Genomic DNA, 18,797 nt, shown 5'->3' on the forward strand with positions numbered 1-18,797 from the left:
AAATGGCGTGATGAACCGAAGTCCGGAACCCCCAGAATCCTGCACGCCTGCGTCTGATGACGATGTGCGTGCCGTGCGTCATTTCGATGAAGCGGCGCTGGAAGCACTCGCGCAACGCATCAAAACGTGGGGCCGCGAACTCGGTTTCAGTGCAGTCGGTATCAGCGATACCGACCTCACGGCTGCCGAGGCGGGGCTCGCCGCATGGCTCGAAGCGGGCTGCCACGGCGAGATGGATTATATGGCGAAACACGGCATGAAACGCGCGAGACCGGCCGAGCTTGTGGCCGGAACGCTACGCGTGATTACCGTGCGAATCGCCTATTTACCCGCTGAAACGCTGACGGGAAAGCGCGTTGAAAGCCACACGGCCACTACATCGAATCTCGCCGGAAGCGCCGTGCAGACGGGCCCTTACGACTGGCGGGCGCAGGAAAACCAGCGCCTCGCGGACCCGTCAGCGGCGGTCGTCTCGATCTATGCGCGCGGTCGCGACTATCACAAGGTGATGCGTAACCGTTTGCAACAGCTCGCTGAAAAAATCGAAGCGCAGATCGGCGCGTTCGGCTTTCGCGTCTTCACCGATTCCGCGCCGGTGCTCGAAGTCGAGTTGGCGCAGAAGGCAGGCATTGGCTGGCGCGGCAAGCACACGTTGCTGCTTCAGCGCGACGCCGGCTCGCTGTTTTTTCTCGGCGAGATCTATGTCGATGTGCCCTTGCCGACCGATGCACAAACCGCGCCCGAACGCGCGCCCGAAACACCGGGTGCGCATTGCGGCAGCTGCACCCGCTGCATCGAGGCCTGCCCGACGGGCGCGATCGTCGAACCTTACAGAGTCGATGCGCGTCGCTGCATTTCCTATCTGACGATCGAACTGAAAGGCAGTATTCCCCAGGACTTGCGGCCGCTGATCGGCAATCGTGTGTATGGTTGCGACGACTGCCAGACGGTGTGCCCGTGGAACAAGTTCGCGCAGGCCGCGCCCGTCGCGGATTTCGACGTGCGGCACGGCCTCGACCGCGCGACGCTCGTCGATCTGTTCGCGTGGAGCGCCGACGATTTCGACACGCGCATGCAGGGCAGCGCGATCCGTCGCATCGGCTACGAATCGTGGCTGCGCAATCTCGCGGTCGGCATGGGCAACGCGCTGCGTGCGGATCGCGCGAGCCTTTCCGCCGATGCACGCGTGGCGATCGTCGACGCGTTGCGCGAGCGCGCGGGCGACGCATCGGCCATCGTCCGCGAGCACGTGGAATGGGCGCTCGAAGCAGCGTAAAGTAGCGGCAACCCGGCGGGGCGCCGGCATTGCGATCAACCTTTGTGGACCCGGACGCGCACCGCACCTGTACCGGCAAGGAGGCCGTCATGTTCAATGCAGTCATGGATGCGCCGTTCGGCAAGGTCGGCATCCGCATCGAAGGCAATGCCGTGCGCGAGATCGTCTATCTACCCGACTCGATGCGCAACGTCGAGCCGGATTCGCCGCTCGCGAAAGAAGCGGTCGCGCAGATCGAGCGTTATTTCGCGCGCGCGTCGGCGACGTTCGATCTGCCGCTCGCCGATGTCGGCAGCGCGTTTCAGCGTCGCGTGTGGCAGGCGATCAACGATATTCCACCGGGCATCGTGCGCACGTATGGACAGGTCGCGAGACAGGTCGGCAGCGCGCCGCGCGCGGTCGGGCAGGCGTGTGGCGCGAATTATTTTCCGCTGGTGATTCCATGTCATCGTGTGGTTGCGTCGGGCGGTATCGGCGGATTTGCGAATCACGCCGACGACGGCTATTTCCGCAAGGTCAAACGCTGGCTGCTCGCCCACGAAGGTGTCCCTTACACATGACCGGCATGATCAGCACGGGCAGCACGAAAGGCATGAGCGAAACCATTCTCGAAGACCCACCCGTCGAATCGCCGCTCTTCGTCGCGAGCAGCGCATCCATCGACGCGTTCTGCGACGCCCTCTGGCTCGAACACGGTCTTTCGCGCAACACGCTCGATGCGTATCGCCGCGATCTGAAGCTCTTCGCCGGATGGCTGGCCGGCACGCGCAATGGCTCGCTGGATGCCGCGGGCGAAGCCGATCTGAACGCGTACAGCGCGGCGCGTCAGAAAGACAAGTCCACTTCAGCGAACCGGCGTCTCTCCGTGTTTCGCCGCTATTACGCGTGGGCCGTGCGCGAGCATCGCGCGAGCGCCGATCCGACGCTGCGCATCCGTTCCGCGAAACAGCCGCCGCGCTTTCCTTCGACGCTCACCGAAGCGCAGGTCGAGGCGCTCCTCGGCGCGCCCGATATCGACACGCCGCTTGGCCTGCGCGATCGCACGATGCTCGAACTGATGTACGCGAGCGGACTGCGCGTGACGGAACTCGTCACGCTGAAAACCGTGGAGGTGGGGCTGAACGAAGGTGTCGTGCGCGTGATGGGGAAGGGCTCGAAGGAGCGCCTGATTCCATTCGGCGAAGAAGCGCACGGCTGGATCGAACGCTATCTGCGTGAGGCGCGGCCCGCGCTGCTCGGCGCGCGCGCAACCGACGCGCTGTTCGTGACGTCGCGCGCGGAAGGCATGACGCGTCAGCAGTTCTGGAACATCATCAAGCGTCACGCGGCGGCTGCGGATGTGCGCGCGCCGCTGTCGCCGCACACGCTGCGTCACGCGTTCGCGACGCATCTGCTGAACCATGGCGCCGACCTGCGCGTCGTGCAACTGCTGCTCGGCCACACCGATATTTCAACGACGCAGATTTATACGCACGTCGCACGCGAGCGGCTGAAGTCGCTGCACGCGATGCATCATCCGCGCGGATAACGCCCTGGTTTCAGGCTCAAGCCAGCTCACGAAGGCGGTGCTTGAGAATCTTGCCCGTCGATGCAGCGGGTAATGCCGCGAGCACGCGCACTTCGGCGGGCCGCTTGTAAGGCGCGAGCCGCGCGCCGCACCATTCGATCAGCTCAGCCGGCGTGACCTTCGCGCCGGCCACGAGTTCGACGAACGCGACCACTTCCTCATTGCCCTCGACGGCGCGTCCGATCACCGCCGACTGCACGACATCGGGATGCGCGTTCAGCACGTGCTCGACTTCGGCCGGATAGACGTTGAAACCCGAGCGGATGATCAGCTCCTTGCTGCGCCCGACGATGGAGAGCGTGCCGTCCGCTTCCTCGCGTGCGAGATCGCCAGTCTTGAGCCAGCCGTCTTCGGTGACGGTGGCGCGGGTCTGCTCCGGGTTGCGGTAATAGCCGAGCATCACGTTCGGCCCGCGCACCCACAGCTCACCGATTTCGCCGTCCGCCGCCTCGACGCCGTCGAGCATCACGAACCGCACTTCCACGCCGGGAATCACCTGTCCGACCGATACGTCCGCGCGGGGCGCGTCGAGCATCGTCTGCGATACGGTCGGACTGCTTTCGGTCATGCCGTAGCCGTTGTGCAGCGGCACGCCGTACACGCTTTCGACGCGCGCCTTCAGCGCGGCGTCGAGCGGCGAGCCGCCCGAATACGCAAACCGCAGACGCGGCGCCGACCACGCGTAGCCGTGCATCTGCAGATGCTCGAGCAGCTTCGCGTGCATCGCCGGCACGCCCTGAAAAATCGACACGTTCTCGTATGCGAGCGCGCGCCGCACGGCTTCAGGTGTAAACCGCGACGCAAGCCGCACCGTGGCGCCCGCGTGCAGGCTGCCGAGACACACCGATGCAAGCCCGTATACGTGCGAAATCGGCAGCACCGCGTACACGACGTCGTCCGGGCCGACACGGCGCAGCGTGCTCGACATCGTCGCGATGAACATCAGGTTCCGGTGCGAGAGCATCACGCCTTTCGGCGTGCCGGTCGTGCCCGTCGTGTAGATGAGCGCGGCGCACTGCTTTTCGCTGGCGGCTTCGACGGGTTCCGCATGCACGTGCGCATCGGCGACGAACGACCATGTGCCGATGTCGATTGGCGTCGCGGTTGCCGGTGTGGCTTTGGCGCCATGGCGTTGTGCGTGATCGCGCGCATCGGACGACGCATCGACCGCGTACGCGATCACGCGCGGCGCTGCATGCGTGCGGATCGCGTCAAGCTCGGCCGCCGAAAGCCGCGCGTTCGACATGAGCGCCCAGGCGTCGAGTTTCGCGGTGGCGAACAACAGCACCACCTGAACGATGCTGTTCTCCGCGACGATCATCACGCGGTCGCCCGCGCGCACCCCCAGCTCGCGTAACCGCGCGGCGGTTTCAATGACCGCGTCGGCGAGTTGCTGGCGCGTGAGCTGGCGTGCGTCCTCGACCAGCGAGACACGATGCGGGTCGCGCGCCGCAGCCAGCGCCGGAATATCGGCGATGCGCGCGGGCAGGGCGGCGAGCAGCGCGGGAATGTCGAATGCGGGGGAATGTGGGGTGGTGCTGGCCGTCACGGCTGTCTCCTCGTCGCGCCGCAGCGCGCGGCGGCGGAATATTTTCGAACGATCGTGCCACATTCGCGTGGCGCGCACAATTCAGGTTTGAGCAAATGGCTGTCGCAGAGCGACGCCATTACAATGCGCCGATGAGCAAATCCAGACGCGTCTCCGAAACGCCCGCGACGCAGTTTCTGCGACGTCACGGCGTCGCGTTCGGCGAGCATCCTTACGAATATGTGGACCACGGCGGCACGGCGGAATCCGCGCGCCAGCTGGGCGTCGACGAACATCACGTGGTCAAGACGCTCGTGATGGAAGACGAACACGCGAAACCGCTGATCGTACTGATGCACGGCGATCGCACCGTATCGACGAAGAATCTCGCGCGGCAGATCGGTGCGAAGCGCGTCGAGCCCTGCAAGCCGGATGTCGCGAGCAGGCATTCAGGGTATCTGATTGGCGGCACCTCGCCGTTCGGCACGAAAAAGGCGCTGCCGGTGTACGTCGAATCGACGATTCTCGAACTCGAGCGGATCTGGCTCAACGGCGGGCGTCGCGGGTTTCTGGTCAGCATCGCGCCGAAGGTCGTGACGGATCTGCTGCAGGCAAAGCCGGTGCAATGCGCGATCGACGAGTGACCACATCGACGCCGGCGCGTGACGTCCGCACGGGTTTCGCCGGCTGCGTTCGGTAGAATATGCACCTTCGTGTTCGCGCTGCACGGACAGTTTCGCTTTCGTAACCCCTTCGCCTTTCCGGCGCACTACAAAAAGAGTTCCCAGCATGGAAAACCTGATCGCCGCCGTCCTGGCTTATCTGATCGGCTCGGTGTCGTTCGCCGTGATCGTGAGCGCCGCGATGGGGCTCGCCGACCCGCGCTCGTATGGCTCGAAGAACCCGGGCGCGACCAACGTGCTGCGCAGCGGCAACAAGCTCGCGGCGATCCTGACGTTGCTCGGCGACGCGTTCAAGGGCTGGCTTGCCGTGTGGCTCACCAGCCACTTCGGCCCGCACTACGGCCTCGACGATCCGGCGATCGCGCTCGCCGCCATCGCCGTGTTCCTTGGCCATCTGTATCCGGTATTTTTCCGCTTCAAGGGCGGCAAGGGCGTGGCGACGGCGGCCGGCGTGCTGCTCGCGATCAACCCGGTGCTCGGCATCGCGACCATGCTGACGTGGTTGATCATCGCGTTCTTTTTTCGCTATTCGTCGCTGGCGGCGCTGGTGGCCGCTGTGTTCGCGCCGCTCTTCGACGTGTTCCTGTTCGGCGCGAACATCATCGCGCTGGCCGTACTGGCAATGAGCGCGCTGCTGGTCTGGCGTCATCGCTCGAATATCGCGAAGCTGCTCGCCGGCAAGGAAAGCCGCATCGGCGACAGGAAAAAGCGCAATGCGCCGCCGCCCGCGGGCAAGGCGCATTGAGTTTTCCGGCGGCGTCGAGCCCGATGTGCCGCCGTGGCCTCTTCTGACGATGCCGTGGCGCCTCGCGCCGGCTAGTCGCGGAAGTTGTTGAAGTCGAGCGGCGTATCGGTGACGTCCTTGCGCAGCATCGCGATCGTGCCTTGCAGGTCGTCGCGCTTGGTGCCCGTCACGCGCACCGCGTCGCCCTGAATGCTCGCCTGGACCTTGATCTTGCTGTCCTTCACGAGCTTGACGATCTTTTTGGCGAGGTCGCCCGAGACGCCTTTCTTCACCGTGATGACCTGCTTGACCTTGTCGCCGCCGATCTTCTCGATCTTGCCGTAATCGAGAAAGCGCACGTCGACGTTGCGCTTTGCCATCTTCGACACGAGGACGTCCTTGACCTGCGTGAGCTTGAAGTCGTCGTCGGCGTAGGCGATGAGTTCGCGCTCCTTCTGCTCGACGCGGGCATCCGAGCCCTTGAAGTCGAAACGGGTGGAAATTTCCTTGTTGGACTGCTCGATCGCGTTCTTGACTTCGATCATGTTGGCTTCGCTGACAACGTCAAACGATGGCATTGCATTCTCCCAATAGTGCCGCGAGGCGGACGCGGCCGGCAGGCCGCGCGTGACGCACTCGCTATAATCACGAACCGGACGTCATTTTACCGACGCCGCTCCCATTTGCCCAAGGTCGTCGCGCAATAGTGCGCGGCGCAGCTTCACCGGCTTCCGCCTGATTTCCGTGCGTGCCGCGGGCCTGCACGGCGAGCCGATGCCGAAACCCCGCTCAACACGTACGTTTAACACGTTCACCCAGCAATCCCGATGCCTCAAGCCGCTTCCGCCTTATTTGTTTCGCATTTTCCGCTCAAGGCGCACAACACGTTTGGCTTCGACGTGGCGGCGCGCTATGCGTGCAGCATTGAGCACGAGACGCAACTCGCGGCCGCGGTGAACGATTCGCGCGTGGCCGCGTTGCCGCGACTGGTGCTGGGCGGCGGCAGCAACGTCGTGCTGACGGGCGACTTCGACGGACTGGTGCTGCTGATCGCGCTGCACGGGCGTCGTGTTGTCCGCGAAGACGACGCCGCCTGGTACGTCGAGGCGGCGGCGGGCGAGAACTGGCACGCGTTCGTCGCGTGGACGCTCGCGCGGGGCTTGCCGGGGCTCGAGAACCTCGCGTTGATTCCGGGGACGGTCGGCGCGGCGCCGATCCAGAACATCGGCGCGTACGGCCTTGAAATGTGCGAGCGCTTCGCGTCGCTGCGTGCGGTGGAGCTGGCGACGGGCGAAGCCGTCGAGTTCGACGCCGATGCGTGCCGTTTCGGTTACCGCGACAGTTTCTTCAAGCGTGAAGGGCGGGATCGCTTCGTGATTACGTCGGTGACGTTCCGTCTGCCGAAAGCGTGGGCGCCGCGGGCTGGATATGCGGATATCGCACGCGAACTGTCGGCACGCGGGTTGGGCCATGCCGCGCCGGATGCACAGGCGATCTTCGATGCGGTAGTCGCCGTGCGGCGGGCCAAGCTGCCCGATCCGCTCGAACTGGGCAATGCGGGGAGCTTCTTCAAGAACCCGGTGATCGACAGCGCGCAGTTCGACGCCTTGCAGCAGCGTGAGCCGGATGTCGTGTCGTACCGGCAGCCGGATGGCAGCGTGAAGCTGGCGGCGGGCTGGCTGATCGACCGGTGCGGCTGGAAAGGACGGGCGATCGGCGCGGCGGCCGTGCATGACCGGCAGGCACTGGTGCTGGTGAATCGCGGCGGCGCGACGGGCGCGGACGTTCTGGCGCTCGCGCGGGCCATCCAGGCGGATGTGCTTGCGCGGTTCGGCGTGGGACTGGAGCCGGAGCCGGTTTGTTTGTAGCGCGTGCGTTGTACACGTGATGGGCGCGCTGCTCGGGTCACGCAAAGGATATGAAAAAGGGCACCTCATGGTGCCCTTTTTCGATGATGCGCGATCAGCGACGCATTGTTGCTCGATCTGCCTGAACCTCGCCGCGATGGCTTCGGTTCAGCTTGCGGCAGTCATTGGCACTTGCGCTTTGCGCTCAGCCTTACCACCGCGGGGCGCTGGCCTTTTTAACCGCGTTTGCGGCGCGCGTTCTCGGCGATCCGCATGCGCAGCGCGTTCAGCTTGATGAAGCCACCGGCATCGGCCTGGTTGTAGGCGCCACCGTCGTCGTCGAACGTCGCGATGTTCTTGTCGAACAGCGTTTCCTTCGAATCGCGCGCCACCACCGAAACGCTGCCCTTGTAGAGCTTCACGCGCGTCCAGCCGTTGACCTTTTCCTGCGTATGGTCGATCAGCACCTGGATGGCACGACGCTCCGGCGCCCACCAGTAGCCGTTGTAAATCAGCGAGGCGTAGCGCGCCATCAGGTCGTCCTTCAGATGCGCGACTTCGCGATCCAGCGTGATCGACTCGATACCGCGGTGCGCCTTCAGCATGATCGTGCCGCCCGGCGTTTCATAGCAGCCGCGCGACTTCATGCCGACATAACGGTTCTCGACCAGATCCAGACGGCCGATGCCGTGCTTGCCGCCAAGGCGGTTCAATTCCGTGAGCATCTCGGCCGGCGACAGGCGCTTGCCGTTCACTGCGACCGGATCGCCGTGTTCGTATTCGATGTCGATGTATTCAGCCTGGTCCGGCGCCTCTTCCGGTGAGACCGTCCAGCGCCACATATCCGGCTCGGCTTCTGCCTTCGGATCTTCGAGGTGGCGGCCTTCGAACGAGATGTGCAGCAGGTTCGCGTCCATCGAGTACGGCGCGCCGCCCTGCTTGTGCTTCATTTCGATCGGAATGCCGGCCTTTTCGGCGTACGCGAGCAGTTTTTCGCGCGACAGCAGATCCCATTCACGCCACGGCGCGATGACCTTGATGCCCGGTTCCAGTGCGTAGTAACCGAGTTCGAAGCGGACCTGATCGTTGCCCTTGCCGGTCGCGCCGTGCGAAACGGCTTGCGCACCGGTCGCGCGCGCGATCTCGATCTGGCGCTTTGCGATCAGCGGACGCGCGATCGACGTGCCCAGCAGATACTCGCCTTCATAGATCGTGTTGGCGCGGAACATCGGAAACACGTAGTCGCGCACGAACTCCTCGCGCAGATCCTCGATGAAGATGTTGTCCTGCTTGATGCCCAGTTGCAGCGCCTTCTTGCGCGCCGGTTCCAGCTCTTCGCCCTGGCCGATGTCGGCCGTGAACGTGACGACTTCGGCGTCGTAGTTGTCCTGCAACCACTTCAGGATGACGGAGGTGTCGAGGCCGCCCGAATAGGCGAGCACGACTTTCTTGATATCGCTCATGGTGAACTCGTAGCTGGAAAAATGCGGGAAAACGGCGCGCGCCGGCTGATCCGGGCACGTAAAAACGCTATTTTGACACTAAACCGCGGGCGCACCCGCGGTTTTGGGCCGGCACGCTCAGTGATTGAGCTTGCCGAGCAGCAGGAATTCCATCAGCGCCTTTTGCACATGCAGACGGTTTTCCGCTTCGTCCCACACGACGCTCTGCGGCCCGTCGATCACGTCGGCGCTGACTTCCTCGCCGCGATGCGCCGGCAGGCAGTGCATGAAAAGCGCGTCGGCATTCGCGCGCGCCATCATGTCGGCGTCGACGCACCAGTCGGCGAACGCCTGCTTGCGGGCTTCGTTTTCAGCTTCGAAACCCATGCTGGTCCAGACATCGGTGGTGACGAGATCGGCGCCCGCGCAGGCTTTGTTCGGATCGTCGAATTCCTGCCAGCTCGGCGCGCTCTCCGCCGCGACGAGCGCGCGATCGAGCTTGTAACCCGGCGGCGTGGAGATGCGCAGGTTGAACCCGAGAATGTGCGCGGCTTCGATCCACGTGTAGAGCATGTTGTTCGCGTCGCCGACCCACGCAACCGACTTGCCGCGAATCGGGCCGCGATGCTCGAAGTACGTGAAGATGTCCGCCAGCACCTGGCACGGGTGAAACTCGTTCGTGAGACCGTTGATGACCGGCACGCGCGAATTGTCGGCAAAGCGCTGGATGATGTCCTGGCCGAACGTGCGGATCATGATGATGTCGACCATGCGCGAGATGACCTGCGCCGCGTCTTCGATCGGTTCGCCGCGGCCGAGTTGCGTGTCGCGCGTGCTCATGAACACGGCGTGGCCGCCGAGCTGGAAGATGCCTGCCTCGAACGACAGGCGCGTGCGCGTCGAGTTTTTCTCGAAGATCATCGCGAGCGTGCGGTCGTGCAGCGGATGGTAAGTCTCGTAGTTCTTGAACTTGCGTTTCAGAATGCGGGCGCGCTCGAGCACGTACTCGTAGTCTTCCAGCGAGAAATCCTTGAACTGCAGATAGTGACGAATTTTCTTGGCGGTCATGAAACAAATACGGCGGTTTCACCCGGCAGAATTGCCGGACGGCGCCGCCGTCGTTTTGTGGTAACTCAATGCAGCATAAAGGATTTTGCCTGGTTTGACGAGTCGGCCAGACGGCCATATGAGAGCCTGCGAGGGCGTGCGGGGCATTCCGTATGCATGTGTCAGGAGGCTTGTGTGCAGTGCGGAACAACATCCGCTGCGCTATAATCTCAGGGTTTTCCCAAGCCCGGCAGGCAGGCGCCGAGCTTTCGGGACACGGCTCGCGCGTGGGGTCCACGCAATCCCTTTCGCGTGGTGTGCTCTCCGCCTGGCGGCGTGTTTCAGGGCGTCACGGCGCGGTTTGCACGCGTCGTCCCGGATCTTCAGGTAGCCGCAAGGGTCCACAGGCACGCACTTCCCAGGGCAGTCATACAGGAATCCCTACATGGCCGAAGTACCTCCAACCGAGTATTTCATTCAGGGCATCACGTCGAAAGGAAGGAAGTTCCGTCCGAGCGACTGGTCGGAACGGCTCGCCGGCGTCATGTCGTGTTTCGGTCCCGGCGCGAAGGGGCCGAATGCCCGTCTTCAGTACTCGCTCTACGTTCGTCCGACCTTGCTTGGTGATCTCAAGGTCGTCATTCTCGATTCGCGTCTGCGCGACATCGAGCCGATGGCTTTCGATTTCGTGATGAATTTTGCAAAAGACAATGATCTGGTCGTGACCGAGGCGTGTGAGTTGCCGGCGCATCACGGTACCCAGCAGAAGATCGCGCAACAGGCGTAGCGGCATTTGCAGGACAAGACCTCGCTGGCGCGACGAAGCGCGACAGGAGGCAGGGGCGCCAGGGCCCGAGCGAACAAAAACCCGCCGAAGCGGGTTTTTTTACGTCCGTCGCGCACTCAGTCGAGGGCGAGCAGGGGGCCGGAACATCGCCGCGCGGCGGGCATTGTTTGCGCGCGAATACAAAAAAGCCCGCCAGAGCGGGCTTTCATGATGCAGCGGAAACAGGAGGTAGCCCGCCGAAGCGAGCCGACCGGATTTACTGCGCTGCGGGCGCTTGCAGACCCTTGATGGCTGCAGCGAGGCGGCTCTTATGGCGAGCTGCCTTGTTCTTGTGAACGATTCTCTTGTCGGCGATGATGTCGATGGTCTTCGACGATGCCTTGAAGAGTTCAGCGGCCTTGGCCTGGTCGCCGGCGTCGATCGCCTTGCGGACTGCCTTGATCGCGGTGCGGAACTTCGAGCGCAGTGCCGAGTTGTGCGAATTGGCCTTGGCGGCCTGGCGGGCGCGCTTGCGTGCTTGTGCGGTATTTGCCATGACGGTTCCTTATCCTGTTCCTGTTTCCAGTGCCAGCCTTCAAGTGGGTTGGCGCTGCTTTGATCCGAACCTCTGGAAGCGATTGCCCAGAGGCGCAAAAGAGTTCGATTGAGTCCGATCCGGTCTGATTTCGAGAACGAAACCCAAGACCGGCAGATACGCGAAAGTGACAGAAAGCGCACCTGTTTCGGTTCGCACCCCGGTCGCCTCACGTCCGTCACATCATCCTGGCAACATGACTCCATGCATACGAAGACGTGATCCGACGGCCGAGCGAGCCTCGAAACCGGCGATTATAGCAACAAAATCAGGCATGTGGCAACGGAAATAGGCCGCCGTCCCTCGTGGCGCGTCGCTACTGGCTTGCGGACAAGCACCGCCCGCAGGCGCCTGCGGTTGTTGCACGGATGCCCGGCGGCGGGTGTAGTCTTCGCTCCGCTGTGCTCCGGAATGCCGGACAAACCGCGCACAAACCTCGGGCAAACCCCGCACCAGACGAATATTTCGCGAACGTCGCTAGCTGGAAACGGTCCGACTCGCGTTCCGGCTCGTCCCGTCGTCCGCTCATGTGAGCGGCACCCGTATAATAAGCGCCCCATGAATCTATTCCGAGCCCTGCTGACGGTCAGCGGATTCACGCTGCTGTCGCGCGTGACCGGCCTGGCCCGCGAGACGCTGATCGCCCGAGCGTTCGGCGCCAGCCAGTACACCGATGCGTTCTACGTCGCCTTCCGCATCCCGAACCTGCTGCGTCGTATTTCCGCCGAAGGCGCGTTTTCGCAGGCCTTCGTCCCGATCCTCGCCGAGTTCAAGAACCAGCAGGGTCACGACGCCACCAAGGCGCTCGTCGACGCAACGTCGACTGTGCTTGCCTGGGCGCTGGTCGTGCTGTCGGCACTGGGGATCGCGGGTGCGTCGTTTGTCGTGTACGTCGTCGCGTCGGGCCTCAGGGCCGACGGGCAGGCGTATCCGCTCGCCGTCGCGATGACGCGGATCATGTTCCCGTACATCGTCTTCATTTCGCTGACGTCGCTGGCGTCGGCGGTGCTCAACACGTACAAGAACTTTTCGCTGCCCGCGTTCGCGCCGGTGCTGCTGAACGTGGCGTTCATCGTCGCGGCGGTGTTCTTCGCGCCGCACATGAAGACGCCGGTGTACGCGCTCGCGTGGGCCGTGATCGCGGGCGGCGTGCTGCAGTTCCTCGTGCAGTTGCCCGGCCTGAAAAAGATTGACATGATGCCGCGCATCGGACTAAACCCCGTGCGCGCGCTCGCGCATCGCGGCGTGAAGCGCGTGCTCGCGAAGATGGTCCCGGCGATGTTCGCGGTGTCGGCGTCGCAGATCAGTCTCATCATCAATACGAACATCGCGTCGCATATCGGGCCGGGCGCCGTCTCGTGGATCAACTACGCCGACCGGCTGATGGAGTTTCCGACCGCGCTGCTCGGCGTCGCGCTCGGCACGATCCTGCTGCCGAGTCTGTCGAGGGCGCACGTCGACGCCGATCCACACGAGTATTCGTCGCTGCTCGACTGGGGTTTGCGCGTCACGTTCCTGCTTGCCGCGCCAAGCGCCATCGCGCTCTTTTTCTTCGCCGAGCCGCTGACGGCCACGCTCTTTCACTACGGCAAGTTCGACGGCCACTCGGTCGTGATGGTTGGCCGCGCGCTATCGGCGTATGGCGTGGGCCTGATCGGCCTGATTCTCATCAAGATTCTCGCGCCCGGTTTCTACGCGAAGCAGGACATCAAGACGCCCGTGAAAATCGCGGTGGGCGTGCTGATCGTCACGCAGCTTTGTAACTACGTGTTCGTGCCGATTTTCGCGCACGCCGGGCTTACGCTCAGCATCGGCCTCGGCTCGTGCGTGAATGCGGCGGCGCTCTTCGTGATGCTGCGCCGCCGCGGCATTTACATGCCGTCGAGCGGCTGGGCGCGCTTCTTCGTGCAACTGCTTGGCGCGTGTCTCGTGATGGCCGGCGTCATGCACTGGTTCGCGATCAATTTCGACTGGATCGGCATGCACGCCGAGCCGCTGCGCCGCATCGCGTTGCTGGGTGCGTGCCTCGTTCTGTTCGCCGCGCTATATTTCGGTATGCTCTGGTTGATGGGCTTCAAGTACGCGTATTTCAGAAGGCGGGTGAAGTGATCACGACGACGCGGGTTCTCGACTATTTCAGCACGCTCGTAGCCGAAGACGACAGCCTGCCGCTCACCGAAGCGGCTCTGTCGCTCGCGCAGGATGCGTACCCTGATCTCGACCTGACCGGCATTCTCGCCGAGATCGACGAACTGGTGCTGCGTCTGCGGCGCCGTATGCCGGAAGATGCCGATCTCAGGCAGAAAGTCGGCGTGCTGAACCGCTTTTTCTTCCGCGAGCTGGGTTTCGCCAGCAATCTCAACGACTATTACGACCCCGACAACAGCCATCTGAACATGGTGCTGCGGCGGCGTCGCGGCATTCCGATTTCGCTCGCCGTGCTGTATCTGGAGATGGCGAGCCAGATCGACGTGCCCGTGCGCGGCGTATCGTTTCCCGGCCACTTCCTGCTGCGCGTGACGACGCCCGACGGCGACGTGATGCTCGATCCGACAACCGGGCATTCGCTGTCCGAATCGGAGATGGTCGAGATGCTCGAACCGTATGTCGCGAAAGCCGGGGAATCGGTCGGACGCGCGCTGCGCATGTTGCTGCAACCGGCCACGCGCCGCGAGATCATCGCGCGCATGCTGCGCAATCTGAAGAGCACCTATCTGCAGACCGAACGCTGGCAGCGGCTGCTCGCGGTGCAGCAGCGTCTCGTGATCCTGCTGCCGGAAAACATCGAGGAAGTGCGCGATCGCGGCTTCGCGTATGCGCGGCTCGATTACCTGCGCCCGGCGCTGGAAGATCTCGAACGCTATCTCGGCGATCGTCCGGATGCGGAAGACGCGACCGTCGTCGAGTCGCAATTGCACGAGCTGCGTCAGCGCACGCAGCATAACGACCGGGATTGAACGCGGCGAGCTGCGTTTTGCAATGGCACAAAAAAACGCCTGCGATGAAAATTGCAGGCGTTTTTCGTTGTAGCTGGCATGGCGGCGTAAAACAGGGCGCCGCGCCGCGAGAGGAAGATTACTTCGGCTGCATCCGGATCGCGCCATCCAGCCGGATCACTTCGCCGTTGAGCATCGGATTCTCGAGAATCTGTTTGACGAGCATCGCGTATTCCACCGGTTTGCCAAGGCGCGGCGGGAACGGCACCATGGCGCCGAGTGCGTCCTGCACGTCCTGCGGCATGCCGAGCAGCATCGGCGTTTCGAAGATGCCCGGCGCGATCGTCATCACACGGATCGCATTACGCGACAGGTCGCGCGCGATCGGCAACGTCATGCCGACGACGCCGCTCTTCGAAGCCGCGTACGCCGCCTGACCGATCTGTCCGTCGAACGCGGCCACCGACGCCGTGTTGACGATCACACCGCGTTCGCCGTTTGCGTTCGTCTCGTTCTTCGACATCGCCGCAGCCGCGAGGCGGATCATGTTGAACGTGCCGATCAGATTGATCGAGATGGTTTTGACGAAGGAATCGAGCGGATGCGGTCCGTCCTTGCCCACTGTCTTGATGGCGGGCGCGACGCCCGCGCAGTTGATCAGGCCGCGCAGCGTGCCGGCCTGCGTGGCGGCACCGACCGCCTGGGTCGCGTCGTCTTCGCGGCTGACGTCGCACTTCACGAACACGCCGTCCAGTTCCCTCGCAAGCGCGTTGCCGGCGTCCACGTTCAGGTCGGCCAGCACGACCTTGCCGCCGTTTTCAACGATGAGGCGCGCGGTAGCCGCGCCGAGGCCCGATGCACCACCGGTGATGAGAAATACGTTGTCGCGAATGTCCATGACAGCTCCTGTTACTCCGGTCGTTGACCGCTCGAATTGGGATGGGGTTGACGGGCGATTGTAGCCGCTGAAAATTCCGTTGCCACTCCCCGAGCCGGGTGGGTGGCTGCACGGCTGAACGCAGCCGCGTGGGCAATAAAAAACCCGCCATGGCAGCGGGTTTTCCAGCGACGTTCGAACGTGCTTACTTCAGCGCGTCGAACACGCGCGCGCGGATTTCGTCCACGGCGCCGAGGCCTGAAATGCGACGGTAAGCCGGCGCCTTCAGACCGTTTTCGGTACCGCGGCTCGCCCAGTCGTTGTAGTACTGGATCAGCGGCTTCGTCTGCGCGACGTACACGTCGAGGCGCTTTCTGACGGTTTCTTCCTTGTCGTCGTCGCGCTGGATCAGCGGTTCGCCGGTGACGTCATCCGTGTTCCCGACTTTCGGCGGATTGAACTTCACGTGATACGTGCGGCCCGACGCAGGATGCATGCGGCGACCGCTCATGCGCACGATGATCTCGTCGAACGGGACATCGATTTCCAGCACGTAGTCGATCGCGACGCCGGCCTGCTTCATGGCTTCGGCCTGCGGCAGCGTGCGCGGAAAACCATCGAACAGATAGCCGTTCGCGCAGTCGGGCTGGCGCAGACGTTCCTTCACGAGGTTGATGATGAGTTCATCGGTGACGAGTTCGCCTGCATCCATGAAGCGCTTTGCTTCGAGACCGAGCGGCGTGCCGGCCTTGACGGCCGCACGCAGCATGTCACCCGTGGAAATCTGCGGGATGCCGAACTTTTCCTTGATGAAGTTTGCCTGGGTGCCCTTTCCCGCGCCGGGGGCGCCCAACAGGATCAAACGCATGGTGATATCTCCAGATCTATGTGAATTCTGTGGTGGCGCGAGGCAGACGGAAGGTCGACAAAACTTCGCTCAGCCGGTTTCTGAAACCCGCGCGCAATGCGGCGGCCTGTCTCGCGCAGCACGTCGTGAACGACGGCGCTGCAAGACTGCCAGCGGCAGAAACGGGGGAAACCCTGACGAAGAATGGCTCCGGGCGGCTCGCGCAACCGTTTGATTATGCCATGGGTTTTTATGCTCGCGACCCGAATAACGCCTGTACGCGCGCGAGATCGGCCGGTGTATCGACGCCGGGCAACGGCGCGTCCTGCGTGACGAGCACGGCAATGCGCTCGCCATGCCACATCGCGCGCAACTGTTCGAGCGCCTCGGCCTGTTCGATCGGCGAAAGCGTGAGCGTCGGGTACGTACGCAGGAATTTCGCGCGATACGCATAGAGGCCGATGTGCCGGTAGACGTGCGCGAGCGCGGGCGGTGCGGGCATCGTGGCGACATCGGGCCAGTGTGGCTGATACGCGTCGCGCGCCCATGGAATCGGCGCGCGCGAGAAGTAGAGCGCGACGCTTCGCGCGTCGAGCACGACCTTCACGACGTTCGGATTGAAGACTTCGGCGGGATCGATAATCGGGTGCGCCGCGGTGGCGATCGCGCAGCCGCTGTTCGCGGCCAGATGCGACGCAACGCCGCGCACGAGTGCCGGGTCGATCAACGGCTCGTCGCCCTGTACGTTGACGACGATCGTGTCGTCGCTCCAGCCGAAATGCGCGGCGACTTCGGCGAGCCGGTCCGTGCCCGACGGATGATCGGCGCGCGTCAGCATCGCTTCGATCCCATGTTCGCGGGCGACGTCGAGCACCGCTTGCGCGTCCGACGCGATCAGCACCTGCTGCGCGCCCGATTCGAGCGCGCGTTCGGCGACGCGCACGACCATCGGCTTGCCGCCGATATCGGCGAGCGGCTTGTTCGGCAGACGCGTGGACGCGAGCCGCGCCGGCACAACGGCGATGAACGGCGGGGCAGCGGGACGGGGAGATTCAGTCATGGGACGGATTTGACGGCTCGTGAGAGCCCGCTGCGCACCCGGCGTTCGATACTCTCGAAGCGGCAAGCCGGAAGCGCAAGGATACGGGCGTGAAGGAGGGGCGAGCGGGGACAGCGTGCAAGGCGCCCGAAAGCGCCGCGATCACCCAGGCGTGAGCCGGGCGTTACGAGTCCGATGCGGGACCGGCCGGGTCGACCAGCGTGCCTTCGACGGTTTGACGTGCTTCGTCGACCAGCATCACGGGAATGCCGTCACGGATCGGATAGGCCAGCTTGTCGGCGTTGCAGATCAGTTCCTGCGCGGCGCGATCGTAGCTGAGCGGGCCCTTGCAGATCGGACAGACGAGAATTTCAAGCAGGCGAGCGTCCACGGACTTTCTCCACGACTAAAGCGATAAGGCGGTGATCCAGCGCGGCTTCGACCGGGACAACCCAGATCCGCGCATCATGCCAGGACCCCAATTTTACCGCATCCTTTTCCGTGATCAGGATGGCGTCGGCATCGACGTCGGCGAAAGGATTCGTGGCGTACGCGTAATGATCGGGCAACGCGCGCGTGACGGGCGACAGGCCGGCGGCGCGCAGCGTCGCGAAAAAGCGCTCCGGTGCGCCGATGCCGGCGGCGGCCAGCACACGGTCGCCGGCGAACTGCGCAAGCGGCCGGCGCAGCGCAGGGCGCTCGAGATGCCATGCGTCGCCAGGCGTGAGCTCGAGCGCGAACGTGTCAGGCCACGCAGGCAACGTGCGGTCATAGGGATTGTTGATGAGCGTGGCGTCCCGCTGACGCGACAGCGGCTCGCGCAACGGCCCCGCCGGCAGCAGGAAGCCGTTGCCGCCCAGCCGGTGATCGAACACGACAAGCTCGACGTCGCGCGCGAGCCGGTAGTGCTGCAGGCCGTCGTCGCTCACGATGATGTCGACATCGGTGTGCGCCGAGCACAACGCTTCGGCTGCGGCCACGCGATCGGGACATACCCAGACGGGCGCGCCCGTGCGGCGCGCGATGAGGAGCGGCTCGTCGCCCGCAAGCTGTGCCGGCGAAGCCGGCGTGACTGGCGTGGCACGCGTGATCTTCGCGCCGTAGCCGCGTGAGACGATGCCCGGTGTGAAGCCAGCGGAACGCAGCGCATCGACGAGCGCAATCACCGTCGGCGTCTTGCCGGTTCCGCCGACCGTCACGTTGCCCACCACCACGACTGGCACCGCGATGCGCACGCTTTTCATCCAGCCGAGCGCAAACGCGGCACGACGCGACGCGGCAATGGCGCCGAACAGGCAGGCAAGCGGCGTCAACGCCCAGGCGAGTGGGCCGCGGCGTTGCCATTCCAGCGCCAGACGCGCTTCGATCCGGGATTTCAGTCCGCTCATGAACGGACCGCCGTAACGGAACGCATGGCGGGCGAGGTACGCGGGAAGGACGGGACAGGCAGCAACGCAGGTTCTCCGGGCGGTGAACGGGATAGACGGCGACCAGCCGGTCGAGCCAGGCACCGCGCGCGGCGGCGACATGCAGCGAGAGGAACGGGAGGAGCAGGAACCGTTCGACGCCGGCCGGCAACGAGATGCTTCGGGAAGCCGGCACTCTAGCGTGCGAGCGGCGTAC

At 64.1% G+C, this 18,797-nt stretch carries 19 protein-coding genes; 9 read left to right on the forward strand and 10 right to left on the reverse strand.

The features are described 5' to 3' along the window. Positions 1–10 precede the first annotated feature (10 nt). From queG to xerD, 3 genes are all read left to right on the forward strand, one after another. Positions 11–1,276 carry a tRNA epoxyqueuosine(34) reductase QueG gene (gene queG, locus LPA34_RS08245; RefSeq protein WP_228976871.1) on the forward strand — a complete coding sequence of 422 codons (1,266 nt, stop codon included), beginning with the start codon at positions 11–13 and terminating at the stop codon, positions 1,274–1,276. 89 nt (positions 1,277–1,365) lie between these two features. Further along, positions 1,366–1,836 (forward strand): methylated-DNA--[protein]-cysteine S-methyltransferase, encoded by a 471-nt coding sequence (locus tag LPA34_RS08250; RefSeq protein ID WP_228976872.1) that lies wholly within the window; start codon positions 1,366–1,368, stop codon positions 1,834–1,836. Positions 1,837–1,868: 32 nt separating this feature from the next. Next, on the forward strand, positions 1,869–2,804 hold the full coding sequence (xerD, locus tag LPA34_RS08255; protein WP_228977155.1) for a site-specific tyrosine recombinase XerD: 936 nt from the start codon (positions 1,869–1,871) through the stop codon (positions 2,802–2,804). Positions 2,805–2,820: 16 nt separating this feature from the next. Here xerD and LPA34_RS08260 read toward each other — a convergent pair whose 3' ends face one another. Then, positions 2,821–4,455, reverse strand: a complete 1,635-nt coding sequence (locus LPA34_RS08260; protein WP_228976873.1) for a class I adenylate-forming enzyme family protein — start codon at positions 4,453–4,455, stop codon at positions 2,821–2,823. A gap of 68 nt (positions 4,456–4,523) precedes the next feature. Here LPA34_RS08260 and ybaK point away from each other — a divergent pair, with 68 nt between their 5' ends. Together ybaK and plsY are read left to right on the forward strand one after the other, a co-directional pair. Next, positions 4,524–5,015: a Cys-tRNA(Pro) deacylase gene (ybaK, locus tag LPA34_RS08265; RefSeq protein ID WP_228976875.1), complete on the forward strand. Its 492-nt coding sequence runs from the start codon at positions 4,524–4,526 to the stop codon at positions 5,013–5,015. Positions 5,016–5,160: 145 nt separating this feature from the next. Continuing rightward, complete coding sequence (gene plsY / locus LPA34_RS08270) at positions 5,161–5,799, forward strand: glycerol-3-phosphate 1-O-acyltransferase PlsY (RefSeq protein ID WP_228976877.1); 639 nt, start codon at positions 5,161–5,163, stop codon at positions 5,797–5,799. Between the two features lie 71 nt (positions 5,800–5,870). On the opposite strand, the gene LPA34_RS08275 is transcribed toward plsY, so the two are convergent. Further along, positions 5,871–6,356: a YajQ family cyclic di-GMP-binding protein gene (locus LPA34_RS08275; RefSeq protein WP_228976878.1), complete on the reverse strand. Its 486-nt coding sequence runs from the start codon at positions 6,354–6,356 to the stop codon at positions 5,871–5,873. A 249-nt stretch (positions 6,357–6,605) separates the two neighbouring features. On the opposite strand from LPA34_RS08275, the gene murB reads away from it, so the two are divergent. Continuing rightward, positions 6,606–7,646 (forward strand): UDP-N-acetylmuramate dehydrogenase, encoded by a 1,041-nt coding sequence (gene murB / locus LPA34_RS08280; RefSeq protein WP_228976880.1) that lies wholly within the window; start codon positions 6,606–6,608, stop codon positions 7,644–7,646. Between the two features lie 215 nt (positions 7,647–7,861). Here murB and LPA34_RS08285 read toward each other — a convergent pair whose 3' ends face one another. After that, on the reverse strand, positions 7,862–9,088 hold the full coding sequence (locus LPA34_RS08285) for an argininosuccinate synthase (RefSeq protein WP_228976882.1): 1,227 nt from the start codon (positions 9,086–9,088) through the stop codon (positions 7,862–7,864). 117 nt (positions 9,089–9,205) lie between these two features. Then, complete coding sequence (argF, locus tag LPA34_RS08290) at positions 9,206–10,135, reverse strand: ornithine carbamoyltransferase (protein WP_228976885.1); 930 nt, start codon at positions 10,133–10,135, stop codon at positions 9,206–9,208. Positions 10,136–10,559: 424 nt separating this feature from the next. Between argF and LPA34_RS08295 the strand changes: the two genes are divergently transcribed. Continuing rightward, positions 10,560–10,901: a DUF3579 domain-containing protein gene (locus LPA34_RS08295; RefSeq protein ID WP_228976887.1), complete on the forward strand. Its 342-nt coding sequence runs from the start codon at positions 10,560–10,562 to the stop codon at positions 10,899–10,901. Between the two features lie 256 nt (positions 10,902–11,157). Here LPA34_RS08295 and rpsT read toward each other — a convergent pair whose 3' ends face one another. After that, positions 11,158–11,436, reverse strand: coding sequence for a 30S ribosomal protein S20 (gene rpsT, locus LPA34_RS08300; RefSeq protein ID WP_228976889.1), 279 nt, complete (start codon positions 11,434–11,436; stop codon positions 11,158–11,160). A gap of 597 nt (positions 11,437–12,033) precedes the next feature. Here rpsT and murJ point away from each other — a divergent pair. Continuing rightward, entirely contained in the window at positions 12,034–13,584 is a 1,551-nt protein-coding gene (gene murJ / locus LPA34_RS08305; RefSeq protein WP_228976890.1) for a murein biosynthesis integral membrane protein MurJ, read from the forward strand. Continuing rightward, complete coding sequence (locus LPA34_RS08310; protein WP_228976893.1) at positions 13,581–14,432, forward strand: SirB1 family protein; 852 nt, start codon at positions 13,581–13,583, stop codon at positions 14,430–14,432. Before murJ ends, LPA34_RS08310 begins: the two co-directional genes overlap by 4 nt. A gap of 118 nt (positions 14,433–14,550) precedes the next feature. Here the strand turns inward: LPA34_RS08310 and LPA34_RS08315 are convergent, their stop codons facing one another. The 5 genes from LPA34_RS08315 to lpxK form a co-directional block, all read right to left on the reverse strand. After that, positions 14,551–15,309 carry a 3-hydroxyacyl-CoA dehydrogenase gene (locus LPA34_RS08315; protein ID WP_228976895.1) on the reverse strand — a complete coding sequence of 253 codons (759 nt, stop codon included), beginning with the start codon at positions 15,307–15,309 and terminating at the stop codon, positions 14,551–14,553. A 184-nt stretch (positions 15,310–15,493) separates the two neighbouring features. Beyond that, entirely contained in the window at positions 15,494–16,156 is a 663-nt protein-coding gene (adk, locus tag LPA34_RS08320) for an adenylate kinase (RefSeq protein ID WP_228976896.1), read from the reverse strand. 229 nt (positions 16,157–16,385) lie between these two features. Further along, positions 16,386–17,195: a 3-deoxy-manno-octulosonate cytidylyltransferase gene (gene kdsB, locus LPA34_RS08325; RefSeq protein WP_228976898.1), complete on the reverse strand. Its 810-nt coding sequence runs from the start codon at positions 17,193–17,195 to the stop codon at positions 16,386–16,388. 163 nt (positions 17,196–17,358) lie between these two features. Beyond that, a complete protein-coding gene (locus LPA34_RS08330) occupies positions 17,359–17,565 on the reverse strand; it encodes a Trm112 family protein (protein WP_228976900.1) in 207 nt (68 codons plus the stop codon). Beyond that, positions 17,546–18,562 (reverse strand): tetraacyldisaccharide 4'-kinase, encoded by a 1,017-nt coding sequence (lpxK, locus tag LPA34_RS08335; RefSeq protein WP_228976901.1) that lies wholly within the window; start codon positions 18,560–18,562, stop codon positions 17,546–17,548. The genes LPA34_RS08330 and lpxK overlap by 20 nt, the downstream gene beginning before the upstream one ends. Between the last annotated feature and the right edge of the window lie 235 nt (positions 18,563–18,797).

Source organism: Paraburkholderia gardini (assembly GCF_907164575.1).
Lineage (GTDB): Bacteria > Pseudomonadota > Gammaproteobacteria > Burkholderiales > Burkholderiaceae > Paraburkholderia > Paraburkholderia gardini.